This window comes from Streptomyces glomeratus, assembly GCF_021462825.1.
GTDB lineage: Bacteria > Actinomycetota > Actinomycetes > Streptomycetales > Streptomycetaceae > Streptomyces > Streptomyces glomeratus.
The window spans coordinates 1-17,629 of record NZ_JAKEEB010000029.1 but is presented as its reverse complement, the minus strand read 5'-3'; the positions used below and the strand labels follow the sequence as shown (position 1 = coordinate 17,629).

The following is a 17,629-nucleotide window of genomic DNA, read 5'->3' as shown; positions in this document are numbered from 1 at the left end:
CGGCCGCTACGTCTTCTTGCCCCTCGGCACGGTCACCTTCGTCAGGAGTGCCGTGCCGGGGGCGAGGGCGTCCCAGGTGGCGCCGTGGGCGGCGAGGACGGCGATCGCCGCGGTGGGGAACTTGGTGGTGACCCGCTCCAGGGTGTCGTCGAGCCCCTGCCGGGCGAGGGCGAGCACCAGGTCCGTGAGCCCCGGGTTGTGCCCGATCAACAGCAGCGTCCCCACCTCGGCGGGCGCATCGTGCACGGCCTCGAGCAGATCGGGCACGTCGGCGGCGTAGAGCCGCGGGTCGAACCGTACGGGCGGCGGGGTGCCCCACTGGGCCGAGGCCAGCTCCCAGGTCTGGCGGGCGCGCACGGCGGTGGAGCACAGTGTGAGATCGGGCAGGCAGTCGGCCTCGGCGAGGGCGCGCCCGGCGGCCGGTGCGTCCCTGCGGCCGCGCGGGGCGAGCGGCCGTTCGTGGTCGGTGACACCCTCGGGCCAGGCGGACTTGGCGTGCCGCAGGACGACGAGTCTGCGCAGCGGGCCCGTCCCCGAAGAGGCCTTCATGCCCGGGCCCCGATCTCGCGGGCGAGGTCCAGGCCGAGCAGACGGTCGGCGTAGGCGTACGTCTCGAAGCGCGCACCTTCCGGCAGCTCGTCGTCGCCCTCCACGCGCTCCAGCACCTGAAGGACGGCCGGTACGTCGAGGTCGTCCTCCCAGGCGGTGCGCAGCTCGTGCCGCACCTGTTCCGGGATGGGCCGCGAGGGGTGCGTCGCCCAGCCGGCGACGGCCCGGCGCCAGCGTACGAGCATGTCGTGTGCCGCGGTCAGGGCGGCAGGGTCGAGGACGGCGGGCCGGCGGCGGGGGCGGGCGAGCAGGGCGAGGCGCAGGGCCGACGGCGGCGCGGCGGTGCCGGCGGGTCCGGTGGCCGGGGCGACCTCGATGCGCACCCCGTCGGGTGCGGTGTCCTCCACCCCGACGACGTGCAGGGCCCGGCCGAGGCCCGGTGTGTCCGGCTCCGCCGGGCGGATGCCGAGGGCGTCGGCGTGTTCCCGTAGAGCGGCGGACGGGGCGGCGACCGTGACCACGGGGGTGCCGCCGAGTTCCAGGGCCCGGGCCAGCACGTCGGCCACCAGCAGCACCCGCAGGGCCGAGGTGTCGGCTCCGGTGACATGGGCGTGGACGCGGACCAGGCCCGGGCGGACGTCGGTGGGCTCGCCGTTGCGGGCGTCGATGATACGGAGCACGGGGCGAGCGTAGGCGGACGAGGGCCGCGGCGCAGGGAGGTGGGGCCCGTTCCGGTTTTCCGGGGCCGGTTCCGGTCCTCCTCAGCCGGTTCCGGTTTTCCGCAGCCGGTTCCGGTCTTCCGGGGCCGGTTCCGGTTTTCCGGGGCCTGGCTGCCGGGTGCGGGGAATCCCTTTGTTCCACCCGCTGTTGCCCCACAGCAGACGGCGCGGGCCTGCCGCGTCGCGGGACGTCGAAGGAGACCGGCCGTGTACGGCGACTCAGCAACGATCCGCAAGATCCTCACCGAGCTGGGCGACACCTGGGCGATCGTGGGCCTGTCCGGGAACCAGGGCCGAGCCGCCTACGGGGTCGCCACGGTTCTCCAGCGCTTCGGCAAGCGGATCGTGCCGGTCCATCCCAAGGCGGAGACGGTCCACGGCGAGCAGGGCTACCCGTCGCTGGACGCGATCCCGTTCCCGGTCGACGTCGTCGATGTCTTCGTCAACAGCGACCTGGCGGGTCCGGTGGCCGACGAGGCCGCCGCGATCGGCGCCAAGGCCGTCTGGTTCCAGCTGGGCGTGATCGACGAAGGGGCGTACGAACGCGCCCGCGCGGCCGGTCTGGAGATGGTGATGGACCGCTGCCCGGCCATCGAGATTCCTTCCTTGCGGTAGTCCACCGAGACCCAACGGGTGAACGGACGCGCGAGTCATACGTGTTCGAGTCGGCCTCACGGATACGGTTGATACTCAGAAGTAACCGGTCAGGCGGCGACGAGGAATCTGCCCCGCCACCGCCCAGCGTCGACGAGACGGAGCCGTACCAGGCGCCGAACTCGCCGGACTCGATGACGCCGTCCCCGCCGAACTCGCGGAGCAGCACAACACGGTAGTGGCGTCGCCGCTCGACGTACGGGCGCCACACCATGCCGACCAGGCAGCGGAAGGCTCCCCCCGGTTTTGACGCCTTCCCTTCTGGAACCACGGCCGAGGTTCGCAGCCGGCGGGCGCTGCGTGATGGCAGGCGTCCGCCTGCTTCGTGGAGGCCTCGCGCCCTGGCGAAGTCTTCCGGAGGCGGCGGGCGGGACCGTCCGGGAGGCAGTATGTGGGCCGTACTCGAGCAAGTGGCCGGAGCTGCTCCGCAGCTCTTCCTTTACGCCGTCGCCCTCTTCGTCGTCATGATCCTCCTCGCGCTCGTCATCAGTCTGCGTCAGGCGGACGCGTCGGAACGTCCCGAGATCATCAGGGCCCTGGCGGATCTGATGGCGTTCTGGAAGAGGAGATGAGGTGGCCGCCGCCGTCAGCCCTGTCTCCGGTGGGCGCCGGGCGTCCGGCCGTGGTTCAGCGGGCCAGCCGCCCCAGCAGCGACGAGGCCGATGTGACACCCACGGCCGCGGCCGCCGCCAGCACGCCGAAGTCGAGCGGCAGATGGGAGGGCGTGCCGAGCAGGAGGCCGCGCAGGGCGTCGACCTGGTAGCTCAGGGGGTTGACGTTGCTGACGCCCTGGAGCCAACCGGGCATGACGGCCACCGGGTAGAGGGCGTTGGAGCCGAAGAAAAGCGGCATCGTGATCGCCTGGCCGATGCCCATCAGCCGGTCGCGGGTCAGGACGATGCCCGCGATGGTCATGGAGAGGCAGGAGAAGAAGGCCGAACCCAGGACGACGGCCACCGCCACGCCCAGCAGACGCAGGGGGTTCCAGGTCATCGCGACGCCGAGCAGCGCGGCGATCACGACGACCACCAGTGCCTGGATCAGCGCCTTCACGCCGGAGGCGAACGCCTTGCCGGTGATGAGCGCCGCCCGCGGTGTGGGTGTGACCAGGAGCTTGGTGAGGATACCGGCGTCCCGCTCCCAGATGATCATGATGCCGTAGAAGATGGCGATGAACATCGCGGACTGGGCGATGATCCCGGGCGCCAGATAGTCGAGATACGGGATGCCCCCGGTGGGGATGGCCTTGATGCGGGTGAACGTCTCACCGAAGATCAGCAGCCACAGTGCGGGCTGGACCGCGCGGGTGTACAGCTCGGTGCGGTCGTGGCGCAGTTTCTGCAACTCGACCGCGCACATCGCGGCCACCCGCGCCGGCAGTACCCTCCAGCCGGTGCGGGCCCGGGGCGGGGCCAGCAGCAGTCCGAGGTCCGGCTGCGGGGTGGCGTCAGCCGACGCGGGATGCGGTGCGGCGGGTGCTTCGGACATTGCGGAAGTCTCCTGACTGGTCGTCGAGGCCGCTGCCGGCGACGTCACGGAAGACGTCCTCCAGCGTCGGCAGCGGGCCGTCGGTGCCGAGCCGGTCCTTCAGGCCCCTCCTCAGCTCGGCGGGAGTGCCGAGGGCACGGACGCGGCCGCGGTGCATCAGGGCGACCCGGTCGCAGTACTGGTCGGCCTCGTCCATGTAATGGGTGGTGACCAGGACGGTCATGCCGGTGGCGGCGCGGACGGCGTTGATGTGCTCCCACACGTTGGTCCGGGCGATCGGGTCGAGTCCGATGGTCGGCTCGTCGAGGATCAGCAACCGGGGCGCGCTGACCAGCGCCTGGGCGAGTTCCAGCCGGCGGACCATACCGCCGGAGTACGTCTGCGCCAGGCGGTCGGCCGCGGCGGTCAGGCCGACGGCCGCGAGGGCCTGCCCGACGCGCCGGGCCCGCTCGCGACGGGGGACGTCGAAAACCCGGGCGAACAGGGCGACGTTCTCCCGGCCCGTGAGCCCGGCGTCGGCCGAGAGCTGTTGCGGCACGTAGCCCAGCAGCCGGCGCACGGCCATGGGCTCGCGGGCCGCGTCATGGCCGAAGACGTGGACCAGGCTCGCCGGGACCGGCAGAAGCGTGGTCATGCAGCGAATCGCGGTGGTCTTGCCTGCTCCGTTCGGACCGAGCAGTCCGAAACACTCGCCGTCACGGACGGTGAGGTCGAGCCCGTCGACCGCCCTCGTCTCCCCGAAGGAGTACCGGAGTCCGGAACAGCTGACGGCGTCCACCGCGGGCGCCTCGCCGTCCGTCGCGCTGCCCGTCATATCTCCTCGGCCTCCTCGTGCAGGTTCTCCGCCAGCTTGCGCAGGGCCGGAAGGGCCGCCTGAAGCGCCTTGCGGTCCTCGTCGTCCAGAAGGGCCACGTGACGCCGTACGAGTGCGGTGCGCCGCTTGCCCCAGTCACGCAGCCGTGCCTCGGCCGCCTCGGTGGGCAGCAGTCGCGCGGCCCGCCGGTCGGCGGGGTCGGTCTCACGGATCAGATAGCCGTCCCGCGCCAGCTGGTTGACCAGCGTGGACACCGAGTTCCCTGCCAGGTACAGCTCCTTTGCCGCGTCCGACACGCCGATGCCCGGCCGGGAAGCCACCAGGCGCAGCAGTTCGACCTCCGCTCCGCGCAGGCGCGGTGACCCGGCTCCCCTGCGCAGCCGCCGCCGGATCAGCCGCTGCACCACCACCAGAGCGGTGGACAAGTCCTCGGCGAAGTTCTCGGAAGCCACACTTTCGAGATTAGCTCTGTGTCAGAGATATGGATATGGGCGGAAAGAGCGGGTCAAGACACGGGAAGCGGGGCGTTCCGGACGGTCGTTCCGCCTGGAGGTCGCGAACGGTTGTTCCGTCCGGGCGTTCCGTCCAGGCGTTCCGTCCGGGCGTTCCGTCAGTGGTGGTGCGGCTCCTCCCGGTGCACCGGGCCGTGCGGGGCGTCGCAGTGCGCGGGGTCTTCGCCTGTGGTGCGGTCGCCGGGCAGCGCCACCTGGAGGACCCGTTCGGGCGTGTGGTCGACCTGGAGGGTGGTGTGGGTGATGCCGTAGTCGTGGCGCAACACGTCTTCGAGGTCGCGGCGGACCGCGTGGCAGTCGCCGCCGGGCTCCACCAGGATGTGCGCGGACAGCGCGGCCTGGCCGGAGGTGATCTGCCAGACGTGCAGATCGTGCACCTCGACGACGTCCGGCCGGGCGACGAGCCGGTCGCCGAGCGCGTCCGGATCGACATCGGCCGGCGCGGCCTCCAGGAAGATCCGGCCCGAGTCGCGCAGCAGTCCGTACGCGGCCTTCACCATCAGCGCGACGACCACAAGGGTGGCGATGGGGTCGGCGCGCTCGAAGCCGGTCACGAGGACCACCAGGGCTGCGACGGCGGTGCCGATGAAGGCGAACAGGTCGTTCAGGACGTGCTGGTAGGCGCCCTCCACATTGAGGGAGGTGCGGTTGGCCTTGGAGATGCACCAGGCGGCGGCCACGTTCACGACGATTCCGGCCAGCGCGGTGGCCAGCATCGGACCGCCCGCGACCCGCGGCGGATCGATGAGCCGTCGTACGGCCTCATAGGCCAGCCAGGTCCCGAGCAGCAGCAGCGTCAGGCCGTTGACCTGGGCGGAGAGAATCTCCGCGCGCTTGAGGCCATAGGTGAAACCGCCGCGGGCCGGGCGGGCGGCGAGTCGCATGGCGATCAGCGCGAGCACGATGGAGGCGGCGTCGGTGAGCATGTGGGCCGCGTCGGAGAGCAGGGCCAGGGAGCCGGCGAGGATACCGACGACCACCTCGGCCGCCATGAACACGGTGATCAGGGCGAGTGCGGCGCCCAGCCAGCGGCGGTCGGCGTCCGCCGAGACGCCGTGGGAGTGCCCCGAGTGACCTCCCGGGCCGTGGCTATGACCGTGGTCGCTCATCTGATCCGCCTTCCCCCCTCGCATCGGGTGCCTCACCGCAGTGAAACGCATCGCGGCGCCTTGAGGCAAAGGCTGCACCGGTGACCGTTGTCATGTCCGATAATACGCCGCTGACCTGCATAAACAGGCGCGGCGACGCCCACGTCCGGTGTCAGCCCGTACATCGGCTCCATCGGCCCGTGTAGCGATCGACCAGATCGCGCCATCCGGCCTCCACGCGCTCGAGGGACATGGCGCGGTCGGTGAGCAGGTGGTCCACGAGCACGGTTTCCAGATAGCCGAGCAGCAGATGGCCCACCAGTTCGTTGTCGCCGTCCAGCCGCGCTTCGCGCAGCAGCATGCAGACGTGGGCCAGCCGGAAGCGGTAGGCGGGACTCGTGCGGCGGCGGCCCGGCTCCATGTGGGCCGCCAGGTAGAAGTCCCGGTGGGCATGCTCGTGGCGGATGACGGCCGAGCCGAAGGCGTGCAGCCGCTCCGTCGGCGGCGCCCCCGGACCGAGCGGCGGCGGCCCCGAGAGGAAGGCGGCCTGGAGCTGCTGCTCGTGATGGCTGAGCAGTTCCACGAGCAGGCCCGTGCGGTCGCCGAAGCGCCGGAAGACGGTGCCCTTGCCGACGCCCGCCCCGCAGGCGATGTCCTCCATGGTCACGTTGGCGATGCCGCGCTCGGCGGCCAGACGGGCGGCGACCTCCAGCAGCCGAGTGCGGTTGCGTGCGGCGTCCGCGCGCAGCTGAGGCGTCTCACCCGTCGGCAGCAGGGCAAGGTCCGTGAGGCCCCCCAGATCGTCCTGGGGCACGAAGAAAGGCGAGAACGGCTCGGTCATGGCACCAGATTAGCGCTCGGGGAAGACAATCGGACCCTGGTCCGCTTACGGTGATGGCAAGTGGACCGGGGTCCGGTTAGAGTGGTACAACATTCAACGGACTCGGACGGTCCGTTTGTCACCGATCGCATCATCCTGGGAGTTTCGCCATGTCCGTACGCATCCTCGCCCTGGTCGGCAGCCTTCGCGCCGGTTCCCACAACCGCCAGCTCGCCGAGGCGGCCGTGAAGCACGCCCCCGCGGGCGTCGAGGTCGTGCTGCACGAGGGTCTGGGCCAGGTGCCCTTCTACAACGAGGACATCGACGTCGAGGGCAGCGTCCCCGAGGCCGCGAGCGCGCTGCGCACCGCCGCCGCCCAGGCCGACGCCCTGCTGCTCTTCTCCCCCGAGTACAACGGCACCATTCCGGCCGTCCTGAAGAACGCGATCGACTGGCTGTCCCGTCCGTATGGCGCCGGTGCCCTGTCCGGCAAGCCGGTCGCCGTCGTCGGCACCGCCTTCGGCCAGTACGGCGGCGTGTGGGCGCAGGACGAGACCCGCAAGGCCCTGGGCATCGCCGGCGCTGCGGTCGTCGAGGACGCCAAGCTCTCCATCCCCGGCTCGGTGACCCGGTTCGCCGAGACGCACCCGGCGGACGACTCCGAGGTCGTCGAGGGTCTGACCAAGGTCATCGAGCAGCTCTCCCAGGCCGCGCCCGCCGGCGTCTGACCTTCCACCCCGGCTCCCACGCCGCCCCGGCTTCCACGCCGGCCCGGTACATGACGAGACCGTGGGCCAGGACCGAGATGTCCTGGCCCACGGTCGTTGTCGCATCCGGGCACGACGGGCGCGCCGAACGCCACGGGCGCGACTGGAGCGACGGGCCGGGACACGGCGGGCGCGCGACAGCGCGCACGACACGGCTCGCGCCGGTGTCGCGGATGCGCTCAACGTACGTACTTTCGAGGCACGTTCACCCACGCGACGCACGCCTCGCCGTTGCCCGCGCTTCCCCGGATATACGCCTTGGGTTGCTTTCATCGGGGGATGGACCACATCACGTTCCTCGTGGCCGTCGTCATCGTCACGGCGCTGGCCTTCGACTTCACGAACGGATTCCATGACACCGCCAACGCGATGGCCACCTCCATCGCCACAGGCGCTCTCAGGCCGAAGACCGCAGTCCTCATAAGCGGTGCGCTCAACATCGCCGGCGCCTTCCTGTCCACCGAGGTCGCCAGGACCATCTCGGGCGGCATCGTGGACGACACCCTGGTGACCCCAGGGATGATCTTCGCCGGGCTGGTGGGCGCGATCCTGTGGAATCTGCTGACGTGGCTCCTCGGACTGCCGTCGAGTTCCTCGCACGCGCTGTTCGGCGGTCTGATCGGCGCCGTCTGGGTCGGTGCGGGCAGTCATGGCGTGCACTTCGACAAGGTTGTCGAGAAGGTTCTGATCCCGGCGTTCGCCTCGCCGGTCGTGGCCGGTCTCGCGGCGCTGCTGGCCACCTACCTCGCCTACCGGATCACCGCGCGAGCCCGCAAGGAGTCGGTGACCAGGGGGTTCCGGCTCGGCCAGATCGCGTCCGCCTCGCTCGTCTCCCTCGCCCACGGCACCAACGACGCGCAGAAGACGATGGGCGTGATCACGCTGACCCTGATCTCGGCCGGCGCGCTGGGCCACGACGCCGGCCCGCCCGCGTGGGTGATCGCATCGGCCGGTCTTGCCATCGGCCTCGGCACCTGTCTGGGCGGCTGGCGCATCATCCGCACCATGGGCAAGGGCCTGACGGACATTCAGTCACCGCAGGGGTTCGCCGCCGAGGCCGCGTCCACCACCGTCATCCTCACTTCCGCCCATCTCGGCTTCGCGCTCTCCACCACGCAGGTCTGCTCGGGCGGCATCCTCGGCGCCGGCCTCGGCCGGCGGCTCGCCGAGGTGCGCTGGGGCACCGCGGGCCGCATGGTGATCGCCTGGCTGGTCACGCTCCCGGCTGCCGCGCTGGTCGGCGGGGTCTCCGCGGGCGTCGTGAAGCACGGCGGGAACGCCGGCACCGTGGTGATCGCCCTGGTCGCCGCCGCCGTGTCCGCGTTCATCGTGATCACCTCGCGCCGCAACCCGATCCACGCGAACAACGTCAACGAGACCCACGAGGTCACCATCCGCGGCACCGCGCCCACCCGCGTCGGCAGCGCCGCCTGAGCCAGGGAGTGTTCGAGCCATGCACCTTGACTGGACCGCCCTCGGCCAGGTCACCGTGGTCAGCATCGGAGTCACCGTCGCCGTGGTCGTCGTCTTCGCGCTCGGTGTGCTCGGCCTGGCCCAGGCCGAGGCCGCCCGCGAGAGGGACGGCCGGAGCCATCCCCTTGCCGTCGCCCAGGCCGGGCTCTGCTTCCTGGCCTGCGCGGCCGTGGTCGTGTACGGGATCTATCTGATCGTGCCGCAGTTCCACTGAGACACACGGGGAGGAAGAACCGATGGCACCTCTGGTGACGGACGGCCTGCGGGTCGACTACACCGACCACGACGACCCCGTGCTGCTCCGGCCGGACGGCCCAGCGGTGCGTCGCGGGCCGGCCCCGCGCCTTCTTGCCCAGCGCCTCGCCGCCGGGCTCCTTGCCCGGCGCCTCGCCGCCGGGCTCCTCCTTCGACCGCTTCGACGAACGGCACGAGTACGGCGTGACGCGCATCGTGCGGTCGCCCAGCGAGGCTCAGCCGTGGGCCGGCCGGTTGGTCAGCCGGTGGTCGGCGAGGCTCAGCGCCTCGTCCACCACCCGGCGCAGATGACCGTCACGCAGCGCGTAGATCACCCGGCGGCCCTCCTTACGGGTGTCCACCAGGCCCGCGAGCCTGAGCCGCGCCAGATGCTGGCTCACCGCGGGCCGGGCCGCGCCGCACGCCTGGGTGAGGGTGGAGACGTCGGCCTCGCCCTCGGTCAGGGCGTGCAGCAGGGCGAGGCGGGTGCGGTCCCCGAGCAGGGCGAGCAACTCGGCGGCGAGCGCGAACTGCTCCTCACCGGGAGAGCGGGGATGCCCGTCGGCTGCGCGGCCCTCGTGCTGCTGCGCACCCTGCGCAGGTGATAGGTGCATGCGTGCGCTCATACGCACATAATGGCTCCGTGGATGCGATCGCGTCCACTGTCGTGCGGGGAAGGGATCTTCCTATGGGACAGCAGAACGAGCGACACGGGGGCGGCGGGGCACAGGGGCACGGCCACAGCCACAGCCACAGCCACCCGCACCCGCACCCGCACCCACACCCCCACGGGCCGCTCTCCCGCGTCCGTCACCTTCTCAGCCCTCACTCCCACGAGACCGCCGACAAGCTCGACTCCGCCCTGGAGTCCTCCGCCCGGGGCATGCGTGCGCTGTGGGTCTCGCTGGCCGTGCTCGGGGGCACCGCCCTGGCCCAGGCCGTCGTGGTCGTGATCTCCGGGTCGGTCGCACTGCTCGGCGACACCGTGCACAACGCCGCCGACGCCCTGACCGCCGTGCCGCTCGGCATCGCCTTCGTACTGGGCCGGCGCGCGGCCACGCGCCGTTTCACCTACGGGTACGGCCGCGCCGAGGATCTCGCCGGGATCGCCATCCTGCTGACGATCGCCGCGTCGGCCTCCTTCGCCGCCTGGAGCACCGTCGAACGGCTGATGGATCCCCGCCCCGTACAGCACGTCCCCGCCGTCGCCCTCGCGGCCGTCATCGGTTTCGCGGGCAACGAGTGGGTGGCCCGCCACCGCATCCGGGTGGGCCGCGCGATCGGCTCGGCCGCACTGGTCGCCGACGGGCTGCACGCGCGCACGGACGGGTTCACCTCACTCGCGGTCCTGGCCGGGGCGGGCGGCGCGGCGCTCGGATGGCACCGGGCCGACCCGATCGTCGGCCTGGCGATCACGGCCGCGATCGCGCTGGTGCTGCGGGACGCGGCCCGGGAGGTGTTCCGGCGGTTGCTGGACGCCGTCGACCCGGCGCTGGTGGACCGAGCCGAGCGGGCGTTGCGCGGGGTGCCGGGCGTGTACGAGGTCGGCGAGCTGCGGCTGCGCTGGATCGGCCATCGGCTGCGCGCGGAGGTCGCGGTCGTGGTGGACGGCGAGGTGAGCGTGCGCCGGGCGCACGACATCGCGGTCGAGGCCGAACACGCCCTGCTGCACGCGGTTCCGCGGCTGACCGCGGCACTGGTCCACGCCGATCCGGCCCCGGCACCCGGCCGGGCGGATCCGCATCGGGCCTTGGCCCACCACGCCCGCACCGGACCCTGACCGCGAGGTGCCGGCCGGGGCCGGCACCTCAGACGCCCAGTCCCTCCAGAACCACGGCGTTGGCCAGTTCCGCGAACGCCTTTCCCGGCACCAGGAGCTTCCCCCGGCGGCTGCCGCTGCCGACCAGGACGTACGGCAGGTCGACGACCGCCGAGTCGACCAGCACCGGCCAGTCGGCGGGCAGTCCGATCGGTGTGATGCCGCCGTACTCCATCCCGGTCTCCCCCGTCGCCACCTCCATCGGCGCGAACGAGGCCTTGCGGGCACCGAGTTGGCGGCGGACCACGCCGTTGACGTCGACCCGGGTGGCGGACAGGACCACGCAGGCGGCCAGCGTCGTCCCGCCGCCCCGTTTGCCCGCGACCACGACGCAGTTGGCGGACTGGTCGAGCAGTTCCTTGCCGTAGTGCTCCAGGAAGGCCGCGGTGTCGGCCCACTGGGGCTGCGTGTCGACGTAGACGATCTGGTCGGCGGGCACGCTGCCGCGCCAGTGGCGTACGGCGTCGGCCACCGGGCGGATCAGTTCACCGAGGCAGTCGGATGCGGGAGAGGCCCTGTCGAAGTCTCCGATGGGTGCGCGCATGACGGCACGTTAACAGCCGTGGCCCGGCCGCCGGACCGGTGTCTCAGCGGACGGGCGGCACCGAGACCGTCATCACCATCTCCATCGGCACGTCCCCTTCGTTGGCATAGGCGTGCGGGGTGTTGGCCTCGAAGGAGGCGCTCGCGCCGGTCGGGACGTCGTACTCGACGCCGTCCACGGTGAGCGTCAGCCGGCCGGCGGTGACATGGACGAGTTCGACCGTGCCGGCGGGGTGCGGGTCGGAGGGACTGCGGTCCCCCGGCATCAGCCGCCAGTCCCACATCTCCAGCGGGCCTGGGGCCTCGGTGCCCGCGAGCAGGCGGTTGTAGCTGCCGGCGTCGGTGTGCCAGAGGCGTACGGCCTGTTCGGCCGGGACGATGCGGACCCTGGGGCCCTGCTCGTAGTCGAGCAGCGTGGTGACGCTGACGCCGAGCGCGTCGCCGATCTTGACGATCGTGCCGATGCTGGGGTTCGTGCGCGCCTGCTCGATCTGGATGAGCATGCCGCGGCTGACTCCTGCGCGGGCGGCGAGAGCGTCCAGGGTGAAGCCGCGCTCCGCACGCCAGCGCTTCACGTTGCGCGCCAGGGACTGGGTCAGCAGGTCGAGGTCCGACACATTGAGTCCAATATTATGTATGACAGAGTTCAGTCGAGTGAACTATGGTGTGATGTACCCGATCGTTCACCGAACTGTACTGCGAGGCGGCCCGTGACAGCACTTTTCGCCTTGGCCACCAGCGTGCTGTGGGGGCTGGCCGACTTCGGCGGCGGGCTGCTGACCCGGCGACTGTCCGCACTGACCGTAGTGGTCGTCTCGCAGATCGCCGCGGCGTCCGTGCTGGGCGTCGTCGTGGTGGTCACCGGCGCCTGGAGCCAGGCGGGGCCCCGGCTGTGGTTCGCGTTCGCCGCGGGCCTGATCGGCCCTGTCGCCCTGCTCTCCTTCTACAAGGCGCTGGCCCTGGGCCCCATGGGCGTCGTCTCCCCGCTCGCCACCCTCAGCGTGGCGGTCCCCGTCGGCGTGGCGCTCGTGCTAGGCGAGCGCCCCGGGCTGCTTCAGGCCGCCGGGATCGCGGTCGCCGTCGCCGGGGTGGTGCTCGCGGGCGGCCCCCAGCTCCGGGGCGCGCCGGTGCAACGGCGGGCGATTCTGCTGACCCTCGTGGCGGCGCTCGGTTTCGGCACGGTGTTCGCGCTGGTCGCGGAGGCGTCGACCACGGTGACGGGGCTGTTCCTGGCGCTCTTCGTGCAGCGCGTGACCAACGTGGCCGCGGGCGGCGCCGCCCTGTACGCCGCCGTGCGGCGCGGGGCCCCGGCCCTGCCACGGGACGGCTTTCCCTGGCGTTCTCTGCCCGCGCTCGCCTTCGTCGGTCTCGCCGACGTCGCCGCCAACGGCACCTACGCCATCGCCGCGCAGCACGGACCGGTCACGGTGGCCGCCGTCCTCGCCTCGCTCTACCCGGTGGTCACGGCGCTCGCCGCGCGCGGATTGCTCAGCGAGCGGCTGCGCGCGGTGCAGGCGGCCGGAGCGGGCCTCTCCCTGCTCGGCGCGGTGCTGCTGGCCACCGGCTGACGTCAGGACTCCGCGTCCAGCTCCGCGAGCCTGGCGACGTCCTCCTCGTCCAGCTCGGAGAGCGCCAGCAGCTGATCCGGTGTGACCCCGTCCGGTATCGGCACCGGGGCCGGTGTCCTGAGCGGCGGCTGCCAGCCCTCCTCGGGCGTCCAGCGTCGTACGACCCGGGCCGGTGCCCCGGCCACCACGGCGTGGTCCGGCACGGCTCCCCGTACCACCGCGCCTGCCGCCACCACCACATTCCGCCCGATCCGCGCGCCCGGCAGGATCACGGCGCCGGTCCCGATCCAGCACCCGGGGCCGATCTGCACCGGTTCCATCCGTGGCCACTGCCTGCCGATGGGCTCGTGCGGATCGTCGTACGAATGGTTGGTGGAGGTCACATAGACGTACGGCCCGAAGTAGCAGTCGCTGCCGATCGTGACCGAGGTGTCGGCGATCACATGGCTGCCACGACCGAGGACCACACCGTCACCGATCCGCAGAATCGGATCGGGGCCGAGGTCGAGGTCGGGCATCAGCCCCGCCGTCAGGGTGACCTGTTCGCCGATGATGCAGTGGGCGCCGAGGTGGATCCACGGCTCACCGAAGACCGTGCCCAGCGGGAAGGCCAGCCTGGTACCCGTTCCCATCGCACCGAAGCGGAAGCGCCCGGGATGCTCCGCGGTCACGGAGCCCGCGCGCTGTGCCCAGGCCCAGCCCGCGTGGACGGCGCGCTGCGCCAGGCCGCGGCGCCATGACGAGAACGTGTTCCTGCTCCTGAGCACCCGCTCACGGTACTCAGCGCCGGGTGCTCCCATGTGCCCGTACCGCTGTGATCTTCGCCCCACGGATGGCGTACGGTGCCCGTGGACCGACCACGAGGAGACGGCAATGACGCACAAGGCGCTGATCGCGGGCATCGGCGGCAGGGACCCCGAGGTGGACGGGGAGGCGTTCGTGTCCCCCACGTCCGTGGTGATCGGCGGCGTCACGCTGCATGCGGGCGCGAGCGTCTGGTACGGCGCGGTGCTGCGCGGCGACGTCGAACGGATCACTGTGGGCGCGCGCAGCAACGTCCAGGACAACTGCACCCTCCACGCCGACCCGGGCTTCCCGGTCACCGTCGGCGAGCGGGTCTCCATCGGCCACAACGCCGTGGTCCATGGCGCGACCGTCGAGGACGACTGCCTGATCGGCATGGGCGCCACGGTCCTCAACGGAGCGGTGATCGGCGCGGGCTCCCTGGTGGCGGCCCAGGCCCTGGTGCCGCAGGGCATGCGGGTGCCCCCTGGCTCCCTCGTGGCCGGAGTGCCCGCCAAGGTGAAGCGGGGGCTGACCGCCGAGGAGCGCGAGGGCATCACGCTGAACGGCACGATGTACGCGGAGCTGGCGAAGGCCCACCGCGAGGCGCACCGGCAGGACTGAGCCGGGGCGCCGCCGGCGCCTGGGTGCGCCAAGGTCGGTCTAAAAGTCATGGACACGCCGAATTGCTCTTGGATAGCCTCCCGGTGACCATTGCCTGGGCCCGGTTCCGGTGGCCCTGCAGCCTGCCTGGCAGGCAGAACGAAGGGGGAGCATGTCATGAACGGGAAGAAGCTGGCATCGATGGCCATGACGCCGCTGGTGCTGGCCGGCATCGCCGTCGCCGCGCCGATCGCGGGCGCGACCGCCGCCAGCGCCAAGCCGAGCGGGTGTCAGGTGGGCCACCCCGACAGCAACACGGGGACGGCCATCTGCCGGACCGGCACCGGCCAGGTGCGGGTCAAGATCACGTGCCAGGACGGCATCACCGGCAGCAAGCATCTGGCGTACGGCCCGTGGGTCGGCGTCAACAAGGTGTCGAAGGCCGCCTGCGGTGCGCCCCAGCGGATGATCGTAACCCTGGTCGACTACCAGACCCGCTGAGTTCCACGGGTGTTCGGGCGGGGCGGAACGATCACCGCCCCGCCCGAACACCCGGCCCGTCGCGCAGGCCCTAGTCGGCGGCCGGCACGGTCTCCGGCTCGGCCGCCTCGCGCTGTGCGGCCGCCTTCGCGGCCTTGCGCCTGACCACCAGCATCGACGCGAGGCCGACGAGCACGGCCGCCACCAGCCCCAGCCAAGAGAACTTCTTCAGCCACGACTCGGCGACGACACCGACGTAGTAGATGACCGCGGTGGTGCCGCCCGCCCAGACCACGCCGCCCAGGAAATTGGCGGTCAGGAACTTCCAGTACGGCATCCGCAGCACACCGGCGAGCGGTCCGGCGAAGATTCGCAGCAGTGCGACGAAGCGGCCGAAGAAGACCGCCCACATGCCCCACTTCTCGAAGGACCGCTCGGCCGTCGCGACATGACCCTCGCTGAAGTGCCTGGGGAACTTCTTCCCGAGCCAGGCCAGCAGCGGCCGTCCGCCCTTGCGGCCGATCGCGTAGCCGATGGAGTCGCCGACGACGGCACCGATGCTGGCGCAGGCCCCGAGTACCACCGGGTTGATGCCGCTGTGCCGGGAGGACAGCAGCGCCGCCGACACCAGGACGATCTCGCCCGGCAGCGGGATGCCCAGGCTCTCCACACCGATGACGAGGGCCACCACGGCGTAGACGGCGACCGCGGGTACCGTGTCGAGCCATTCCTGGACGTGCAACGCCGCATCCTCCCGATTCGCGTCCCGTCTGCACGGGGCACGCCCGCTCGGACAGGCCCCCCGGGAAGGGTACCTGCTGGCCCCGTCACGGCGGCGTCCCATGGAACGTCCGGGCGCACACGCGGACCGCCGCGTGCGTGCGGGACGAGCCGCGGCAGGCTCGCTTCGGCTCGGTCGGGCGCCGGGCCCCTCGAGCCCGCCGAACGAGAACCGGATCCCGGACGGGACCGGGAACGGCGGTGGCGCCGGCAGGCTTCACCGGGTCCGGTCCGGGTGTCCCGACCGGTCCCCGGAGACGGCGTCCGTCCACCGCCGGAAGGCGGTCACGCCCGCCGGCCGGAAAAACGGTGGCCAGGGACGGCGAACGCCGGGGACCGGCAAGGAGCCGCGTCAGCTGTTCGGACGCAGGGTCCAGGTGACGGTCATCTCACCGGTGACCGCGCCGTCCCCGCGCCGGATGGCGATCGAGACGGGGAATTCGGGGCGCTGCCCCGCGTCCAGCTCGGCGACGACGTCGGCGGCGGGACGGCCGAGGGTGGCGGTCGCGGTGACCGGGCCCATCGCCAGCTTCTTGTACGCGATCTCGGCGCTGACGGCGAGCGGTACGGCCCGCGACAGCTGGTCCCCGAAGGCAGCCAGCACGATGGCGCCGCTGGCCGACTCGCCCAGCGTGAACATCGCGCCCGCGTGCGGCCCGCCGACGTGGTTGTGGTAATCGCTCTGGTCGGGCAGGGCCACCACGGCCTTGTCCGGCGTGGTCTCCAGGAACTCCAGGTTCAGGGTCCTGGCCATCGGCACCGTGGCGGCGAGCATCTCGCCGATCGACATCTGGTCTGCGCTCATGGCGGCATGTTACCCACGAGTAGTGATCTGGGCCAGGGTCGCGCGGCAATCACGCGGCACAAGGCGGCAAGGGAGGCGCAGCGCTGTACGGCCGCCGCGGACCCGGCGGTTTCGGCCGGCCCGCTCAGCCGATGGTGAAGGTCCCCTCGGGCGGTACGGGTGACGGGACGGCGTGCTCGTCATGGACCGGCTGAGCGGCGCCGATGAAGCCCTGCAGCGCGGGACCCTGTTCCACGCGGGCCGGAAACGCGTCCCCGGCCGTGCGGCGGGCGAGGGCGGCCGTGTCCAGGGGCTCGTGGGCAGCGAGGAGTACGGCGTTGCCGAAGCGGCGGCCGCGCAGCACACTCGGCTCGGCGATCAGTGCGAGCTCCTCGAACGCCACGGCCAGTGTGGCCAGTTGAGAGCGGAGGAAGGCGAAGGGCGCGGCGTCCGCGAGGTTCGCCAGATAGACGCCGTCCGTGCGCAGCACCCGCTCGGCGGCGCGTGCGTAGGCCACGGTCGTCAGGTGGGCGGGCACGCGGGAGCCGCCGAAGACGTCCGCGATCACGATGTCCGCGGAGTCCGCCGGTGCGGCTTCCAGCCAGGCGCGCGCGTCGGCCGGATGCAGTCTGACGTCGGCGCCCTCGGGCAGGGGGAGATGTTCCACGACGAGGTCGAGCAGGCCCCGGTCGGCTTCCACCACGTCCTGCCGTGAGCCCGGCCGGGTCGCGGCCACGTAGCGCGGCAGGGTGAGCGCGCCTCCGCCGAGATGCAGCACGTCCAGCGGGCGTCCCGGATCCGCCACCGTGTCCAGGGCATGGCCGAGCCGTCGCGCGTACTCGAACTCCAGATGCGTCGGCGCGTCCAGATCCACGTACGACTGCGGTGCCCCGTCGACCGTCAGCAGCCAGGCGCGGTCACGGTCCACATCGGGCATCAGCTTGGCGGTCCCGTGATCCACGGCTCGTGTCACGGGTATCGGCTCGGTCACGACTCCATTGTGCCGGGCCGCTGGACGCCCCCGGACAGGGCCGCGGGGCCCCCGGGGGGGGGGGGGGGGGGGGGGCGGGGGGGGGGGGGGGGGGTGTGGAAAAACCAGGCCCCCCCCCCCGCCAGGAGAGGGGGTGGGGGGGGGGGGGGGGGGTAAAAAA

Annotated in this window: 23 protein-coding genes; 9 read left to right on the top strand and 14 right to left on the bottom strand. The window is 72.0% G+C overall.

Annotation, left to right across the window (positions count from 1 at the left end):
- Positions 1-6 precede the first annotated feature (6 nt).
- Complete coding sequence (locus tag LZ604_RS26525) at positions 7-549, bottom strand: SixA phosphatase family protein (protein WP_234518035.1); 543 nt, start codon at positions 547-549, stop codon at positions 7-9.
- Positions 546-1,229: a hypothetical protein gene (locus LZ604_RS26520; protein WP_234518034.1), complete on the bottom strand. Its 684-nt coding sequence runs from the start codon at positions 1,227-1,229 to the stop codon at positions 546-548. The genes LZ604_RS26525 and LZ604_RS26520 overlap by 4 nt, the downstream gene beginning before the upstream one ends.
- A 246-nt stretch (positions 1,230-1,475) precedes the next feature.
- On the opposite strand from LZ604_RS26520, the gene LZ604_RS26515 reads away from it, so the two are divergent.
- Together LZ604_RS26515 and LZ604_RS26510 are read left to right on the top strand one after the other, a co-directional pair.
- Complete coding sequence (locus tag LZ604_RS26515; RefSeq protein WP_234518033.1) at positions 1,476-1,883, top strand: CoA-binding protein; 408 nt, start codon at positions 1,476-1,478, stop codon at positions 1,881-1,883.
- Between the two features lie 449 nt (positions 1,884-2,332).
- Positions 2,333-2,494: a hypothetical protein gene (locus LZ604_RS26510; RefSeq protein WP_234518030.1), complete on the top strand. Its 162-nt coding sequence runs from the start codon at positions 2,333-2,335 to the stop codon at positions 2,492-2,494.
- 55 nt (positions 2,495-2,549) lie between these two features.
- On the opposite strand, the gene LZ604_RS26505 is transcribed toward LZ604_RS26510, so the two are convergent.
- From LZ604_RS26505 to LZ604_RS26485, 5 genes are all read right to left on the bottom strand, one after another.
- On the bottom strand, positions 2,550-3,410 hold the full coding sequence (locus tag LZ604_RS26505; protein ID WP_234518028.1) for an ABC transporter permease: 861 nt from the start codon (positions 3,408-3,410) through the stop codon (positions 2,550-2,552).
- On the bottom strand, positions 3,370-4,224 hold the full coding sequence (locus tag LZ604_RS26500; RefSeq protein WP_234518026.1) for an ABC transporter ATP-binding protein: 855 nt from the start codon (positions 4,222-4,224) through the stop codon (positions 3,370-3,372). Before LZ604_RS26500 ends, LZ604_RS26505 begins: the two co-directional genes overlap by 41 nt.
- Entirely contained in the window at positions 4,221-4,676 is a 456-nt protein-coding gene (locus tag LZ604_RS26495; RefSeq protein WP_234518025.1) for a MarR family winged helix-turn-helix transcriptional regulator, read from the bottom strand. Before LZ604_RS26495 ends, LZ604_RS26500 begins: the two co-directional genes overlap by 4 nt.
- A gap of 158 nt (positions 4,677-4,834) precedes the next feature.
- A complete protein-coding gene (locus tag LZ604_RS26490) occupies positions 4,835-5,845 on the bottom strand; it encodes a cation diffusion facilitator family transporter (protein WP_234518023.1) in 1,011 nt (336 codons plus the stop codon).
- Positions 5,846-5,996: 151 nt separating this feature from the next.
- A complete protein-coding gene (locus LZ604_RS26485; protein WP_234518021.1) occupies positions 5,997-6,665 on the bottom strand; it encodes a TetR/AcrR family transcriptional regulator in 669 nt (222 codons plus the stop codon).
- Between the two features lie 149 nt (positions 6,666-6,814).
- Between LZ604_RS26485 and LZ604_RS26480 the strand changes: the two genes are divergently transcribed.
- The 3 genes from LZ604_RS26480 (at position 6,815) to LZ604_RS26470 (ending at position 9,098) form a co-directional block, all read left to right on the top strand.
- Positions 6,815-7,372: an NAD(P)H-dependent oxidoreductase gene (locus LZ604_RS26480; RefSeq protein WP_234518019.1), complete on the top strand. Its 558-nt coding sequence runs from the start codon at positions 6,815-6,817 to the stop codon at positions 7,370-7,372.
- Between the two features lie 318 nt (positions 7,373-7,690).
- Complete coding sequence (locus tag LZ604_RS26475) at positions 7,691-8,845, top strand: inorganic phosphate transporter (RefSeq protein WP_234518017.1); 1,155 nt, start codon at positions 7,691-7,693, stop codon at positions 8,843-8,845.
- A 19-nt stretch (positions 8,846-8,864) separates the two neighbouring features.
- Positions 8,865-9,098: a hypothetical protein gene (locus tag LZ604_RS26470; protein WP_234518015.1), complete on the top strand. Its 234-nt coding sequence runs from the start codon at positions 8,865-8,867 to the stop codon at positions 9,096-9,098.
- A gap of 256 nt (positions 9,099-9,354) precedes the next feature.
- Here LZ604_RS26470 and LZ604_RS26465 read toward each other — a convergent pair whose 3' ends face one another.
- Positions 9,355-9,744 (bottom strand): ArsR/SmtB family transcription factor, encoded by a 390-nt coding sequence (locus tag LZ604_RS26465; protein ID WP_234518013.1) that lies wholly within the window; start codon positions 9,742-9,744, stop codon positions 9,355-9,357.
- Between the two features lie 62 nt (positions 9,745-9,806).
- Here LZ604_RS26465 and LZ604_RS26460 point away from each other — a divergent pair, with 62 nt between their 5' ends.
- Positions 9,807-10,898 carry a cation diffusion facilitator family transporter gene (locus LZ604_RS26460; protein ID WP_234518011.1) on the top strand — a complete coding sequence of 364 codons (1,092 nt, stop codon included), beginning with the start codon at positions 9,807-9,809 and terminating at the stop codon, positions 10,896-10,898.
- 28 nt (positions 10,899-10,926) lie between these two features.
- On the opposite strand, the gene LZ604_RS26455 is transcribed toward LZ604_RS26460, so the two are convergent.
- Both LZ604_RS26455 and LZ604_RS26450 read right to left on the bottom strand, forming a co-directional pair.
- Positions 10,927-11,481, bottom strand: coding sequence for a YbaK/EbsC family protein (locus LZ604_RS26455; RefSeq protein ID WP_234518009.1), 555 nt, complete (start codon positions 11,479-11,481; stop codon positions 10,927-10,929).
- 43 nt (positions 11,482-11,524) lie between these two features.
- Positions 11,525-12,097, bottom strand: a complete 573-nt coding sequence (locus LZ604_RS26450) for a helix-turn-helix domain-containing protein (protein ID WP_234518008.1) — start codon at positions 12,095-12,097, stop codon at positions 11,525-11,527.
- A 93-nt stretch (positions 12,098-12,190) separates the two neighbouring features.
- Between LZ604_RS26450 and LZ604_RS26445 the strand changes: the two genes are divergently transcribed.
- Positions 12,191-13,048 (top strand): EamA family transporter, encoded by an 858-nt coding sequence (locus tag LZ604_RS26445; protein ID WP_234518006.1) that lies wholly within the window; start codon positions 12,191-12,193, stop codon positions 13,046-13,048.
- A 2-nt stretch (positions 13,049-13,050) separates the two neighbouring features.
- Here LZ604_RS26445 and LZ604_RS26440 read toward each other — a convergent pair whose 3' ends face one another.
- Positions 13,051-13,848, bottom strand: a complete 798-nt coding sequence (locus LZ604_RS26440; RefSeq protein ID WP_267971858.1) for an acyltransferase — start codon at positions 13,846-13,848, stop codon at positions 13,051-13,053.
- 73 nt (positions 13,849-13,921) lie between these two features.
- On the opposite strand from LZ604_RS26440, the gene LZ604_RS26435 reads away from it, so the two are divergent.
- Complete coding sequence (locus LZ604_RS26435) at positions 13,922-14,455, top strand: gamma carbonic anhydrase family protein (protein ID WP_234518003.1); 534 nt, start codon at positions 13,922-13,924, stop codon at positions 14,453-14,455.
- A 156-nt stretch (positions 14,456-14,611) separates the two neighbouring features.
- Positions 14,612-14,935, top strand: a complete 324-nt coding sequence (locus LZ604_RS26430; RefSeq protein ID WP_234518001.1) for a hypothetical protein — start codon at positions 14,612-14,614, stop codon at positions 14,933-14,935.
- Between the two features lie 70 nt (positions 14,936-15,005).
- On the opposite strand, the gene LZ604_RS26425 is transcribed toward LZ604_RS26430, so the two are convergent.
- The 3 genes from LZ604_RS26425 to LZ604_RS26415 form a co-directional block, all read right to left on the bottom strand.
- Positions 15,006-15,656 (bottom strand): DedA family protein, encoded by a 651-nt coding sequence (locus LZ604_RS26425; RefSeq protein WP_234518000.1) that lies wholly within the window; start codon positions 15,654-15,656, stop codon positions 15,006-15,008.
- Positions 15,657-16,046: 390 nt separating this feature from the next.
- Positions 16,047-16,499: a DUF4442 domain-containing protein gene (locus LZ604_RS26420; protein WP_234517997.1), complete on the bottom strand. Its 453-nt coding sequence runs from the start codon at positions 16,497-16,499 to the stop codon at positions 16,047-16,049.
- 124 nt (positions 16,500-16,623) lie between these two features.
- Positions 16,624-17,469, bottom strand: coding sequence for a spermidine synthase (locus tag LZ604_RS26415; RefSeq protein ID WP_234518117.1), 846 nt, complete (start codon positions 17,467-17,469; stop codon positions 16,624-16,626).
- Positions 17,470-17,629: the final 160 nt, after the last annotated feature.

Coding starts and splice junctions, on each gene's coding strand:
- LZ604_RS26525 (WP_234518035.1), bottom strand. CDS start 549: ATGAAGGCCTCTTCGGGGACGGGCCCGCTGCGCAGACTCGTCGTCCTG.
- LZ604_RS26505 (WP_234518028.1), bottom strand. CDS start 3,410: ATGTCCGAAGCACCCGCCGCACCGCATCCCGCGTCGGCTGACGCCACC.
- LZ604_RS26500 (WP_234518026.1), bottom strand. CDS start 4,224: ATGACGGGCAGCGCGACGGACGGCGAGGCGCCCGCGGTGGACGCCGTC.
- LZ604_RS26490 (WP_234518023.1), bottom strand. CDS start 5,845: ATGAGCGACCACGGTCATAGCCACGGCCCGGGAGGTCACTCGGGGCAC.
- LZ604_RS26485 (WP_234518021.1), bottom strand. CDS start 6,665: ATGACCGAGCCGTTCTCGCCTTTCTTCGTGCCCCAGGACGATCTGGGG.
- LZ604_RS26480 (WP_234518019.1), top strand. CDS start 6,815: ATGTCCGTACGCATCCTCGCCCTGGTCGGCAGCCTTCGCGCCGGTTCC.
- LZ604_RS26475 (WP_234518017.1), top strand. CDS start 7,691: ATGGACCACATCACGTTCCTCGTGGCCGTCGTCATCGTCACGGCGCTG.
- LZ604_RS26470 (WP_234518015.1), top strand. CDS start 8,865: ATGCACCTTGACTGGACCGCCCTCGGCCAGGTCACCGTGGTCAGCATC.
- LZ604_RS26465 (WP_234518013.1), bottom strand. CDS start 9,744: ATGAGCGCACGCATGCACCTATCACCTGCGCAGGGTGCGCAGCAGCAC.
- LZ604_RS26460 (WP_234518011.1), top strand. CDS start 9,807: ATGGGACAGCAGAACGAGCGACACGGGGGCGGCGGGGCACAGGGGCAC.
- LZ604_RS26455 (WP_234518009.1), bottom strand. CDS start 11,481: ATGCGCGCACCCATCGGAGACTTCGACAGGGCCTCTCCCGCATCCGAC.
- LZ604_RS26440 (WP_267971858.1), bottom strand. CDS start 13,848: ATGGGAGCACCCGGCGCTGAGTACCGTGAGCGGGTGCTCAGGAGCAGG.
- LZ604_RS26435 (WP_234518003.1), top strand. CDS start 13,922: ATGACGCACAAGGCGCTGATCGCGGGCATCGGCGGCAGGGACCCCGAG.
- LZ604_RS26430 (WP_234518001.1), top strand. CDS start 14,612: ATGAACGGGAAGAAGCTGGCATCGATGGCCATGACGCCGCTGGTGCTG.
- LZ604_RS26420 (WP_234517997.1), bottom strand. CDS start 16,499: ATGAGCGCAGACCAGATGTCGATCGGCGAGATGCTCGCCGCCACGGTG.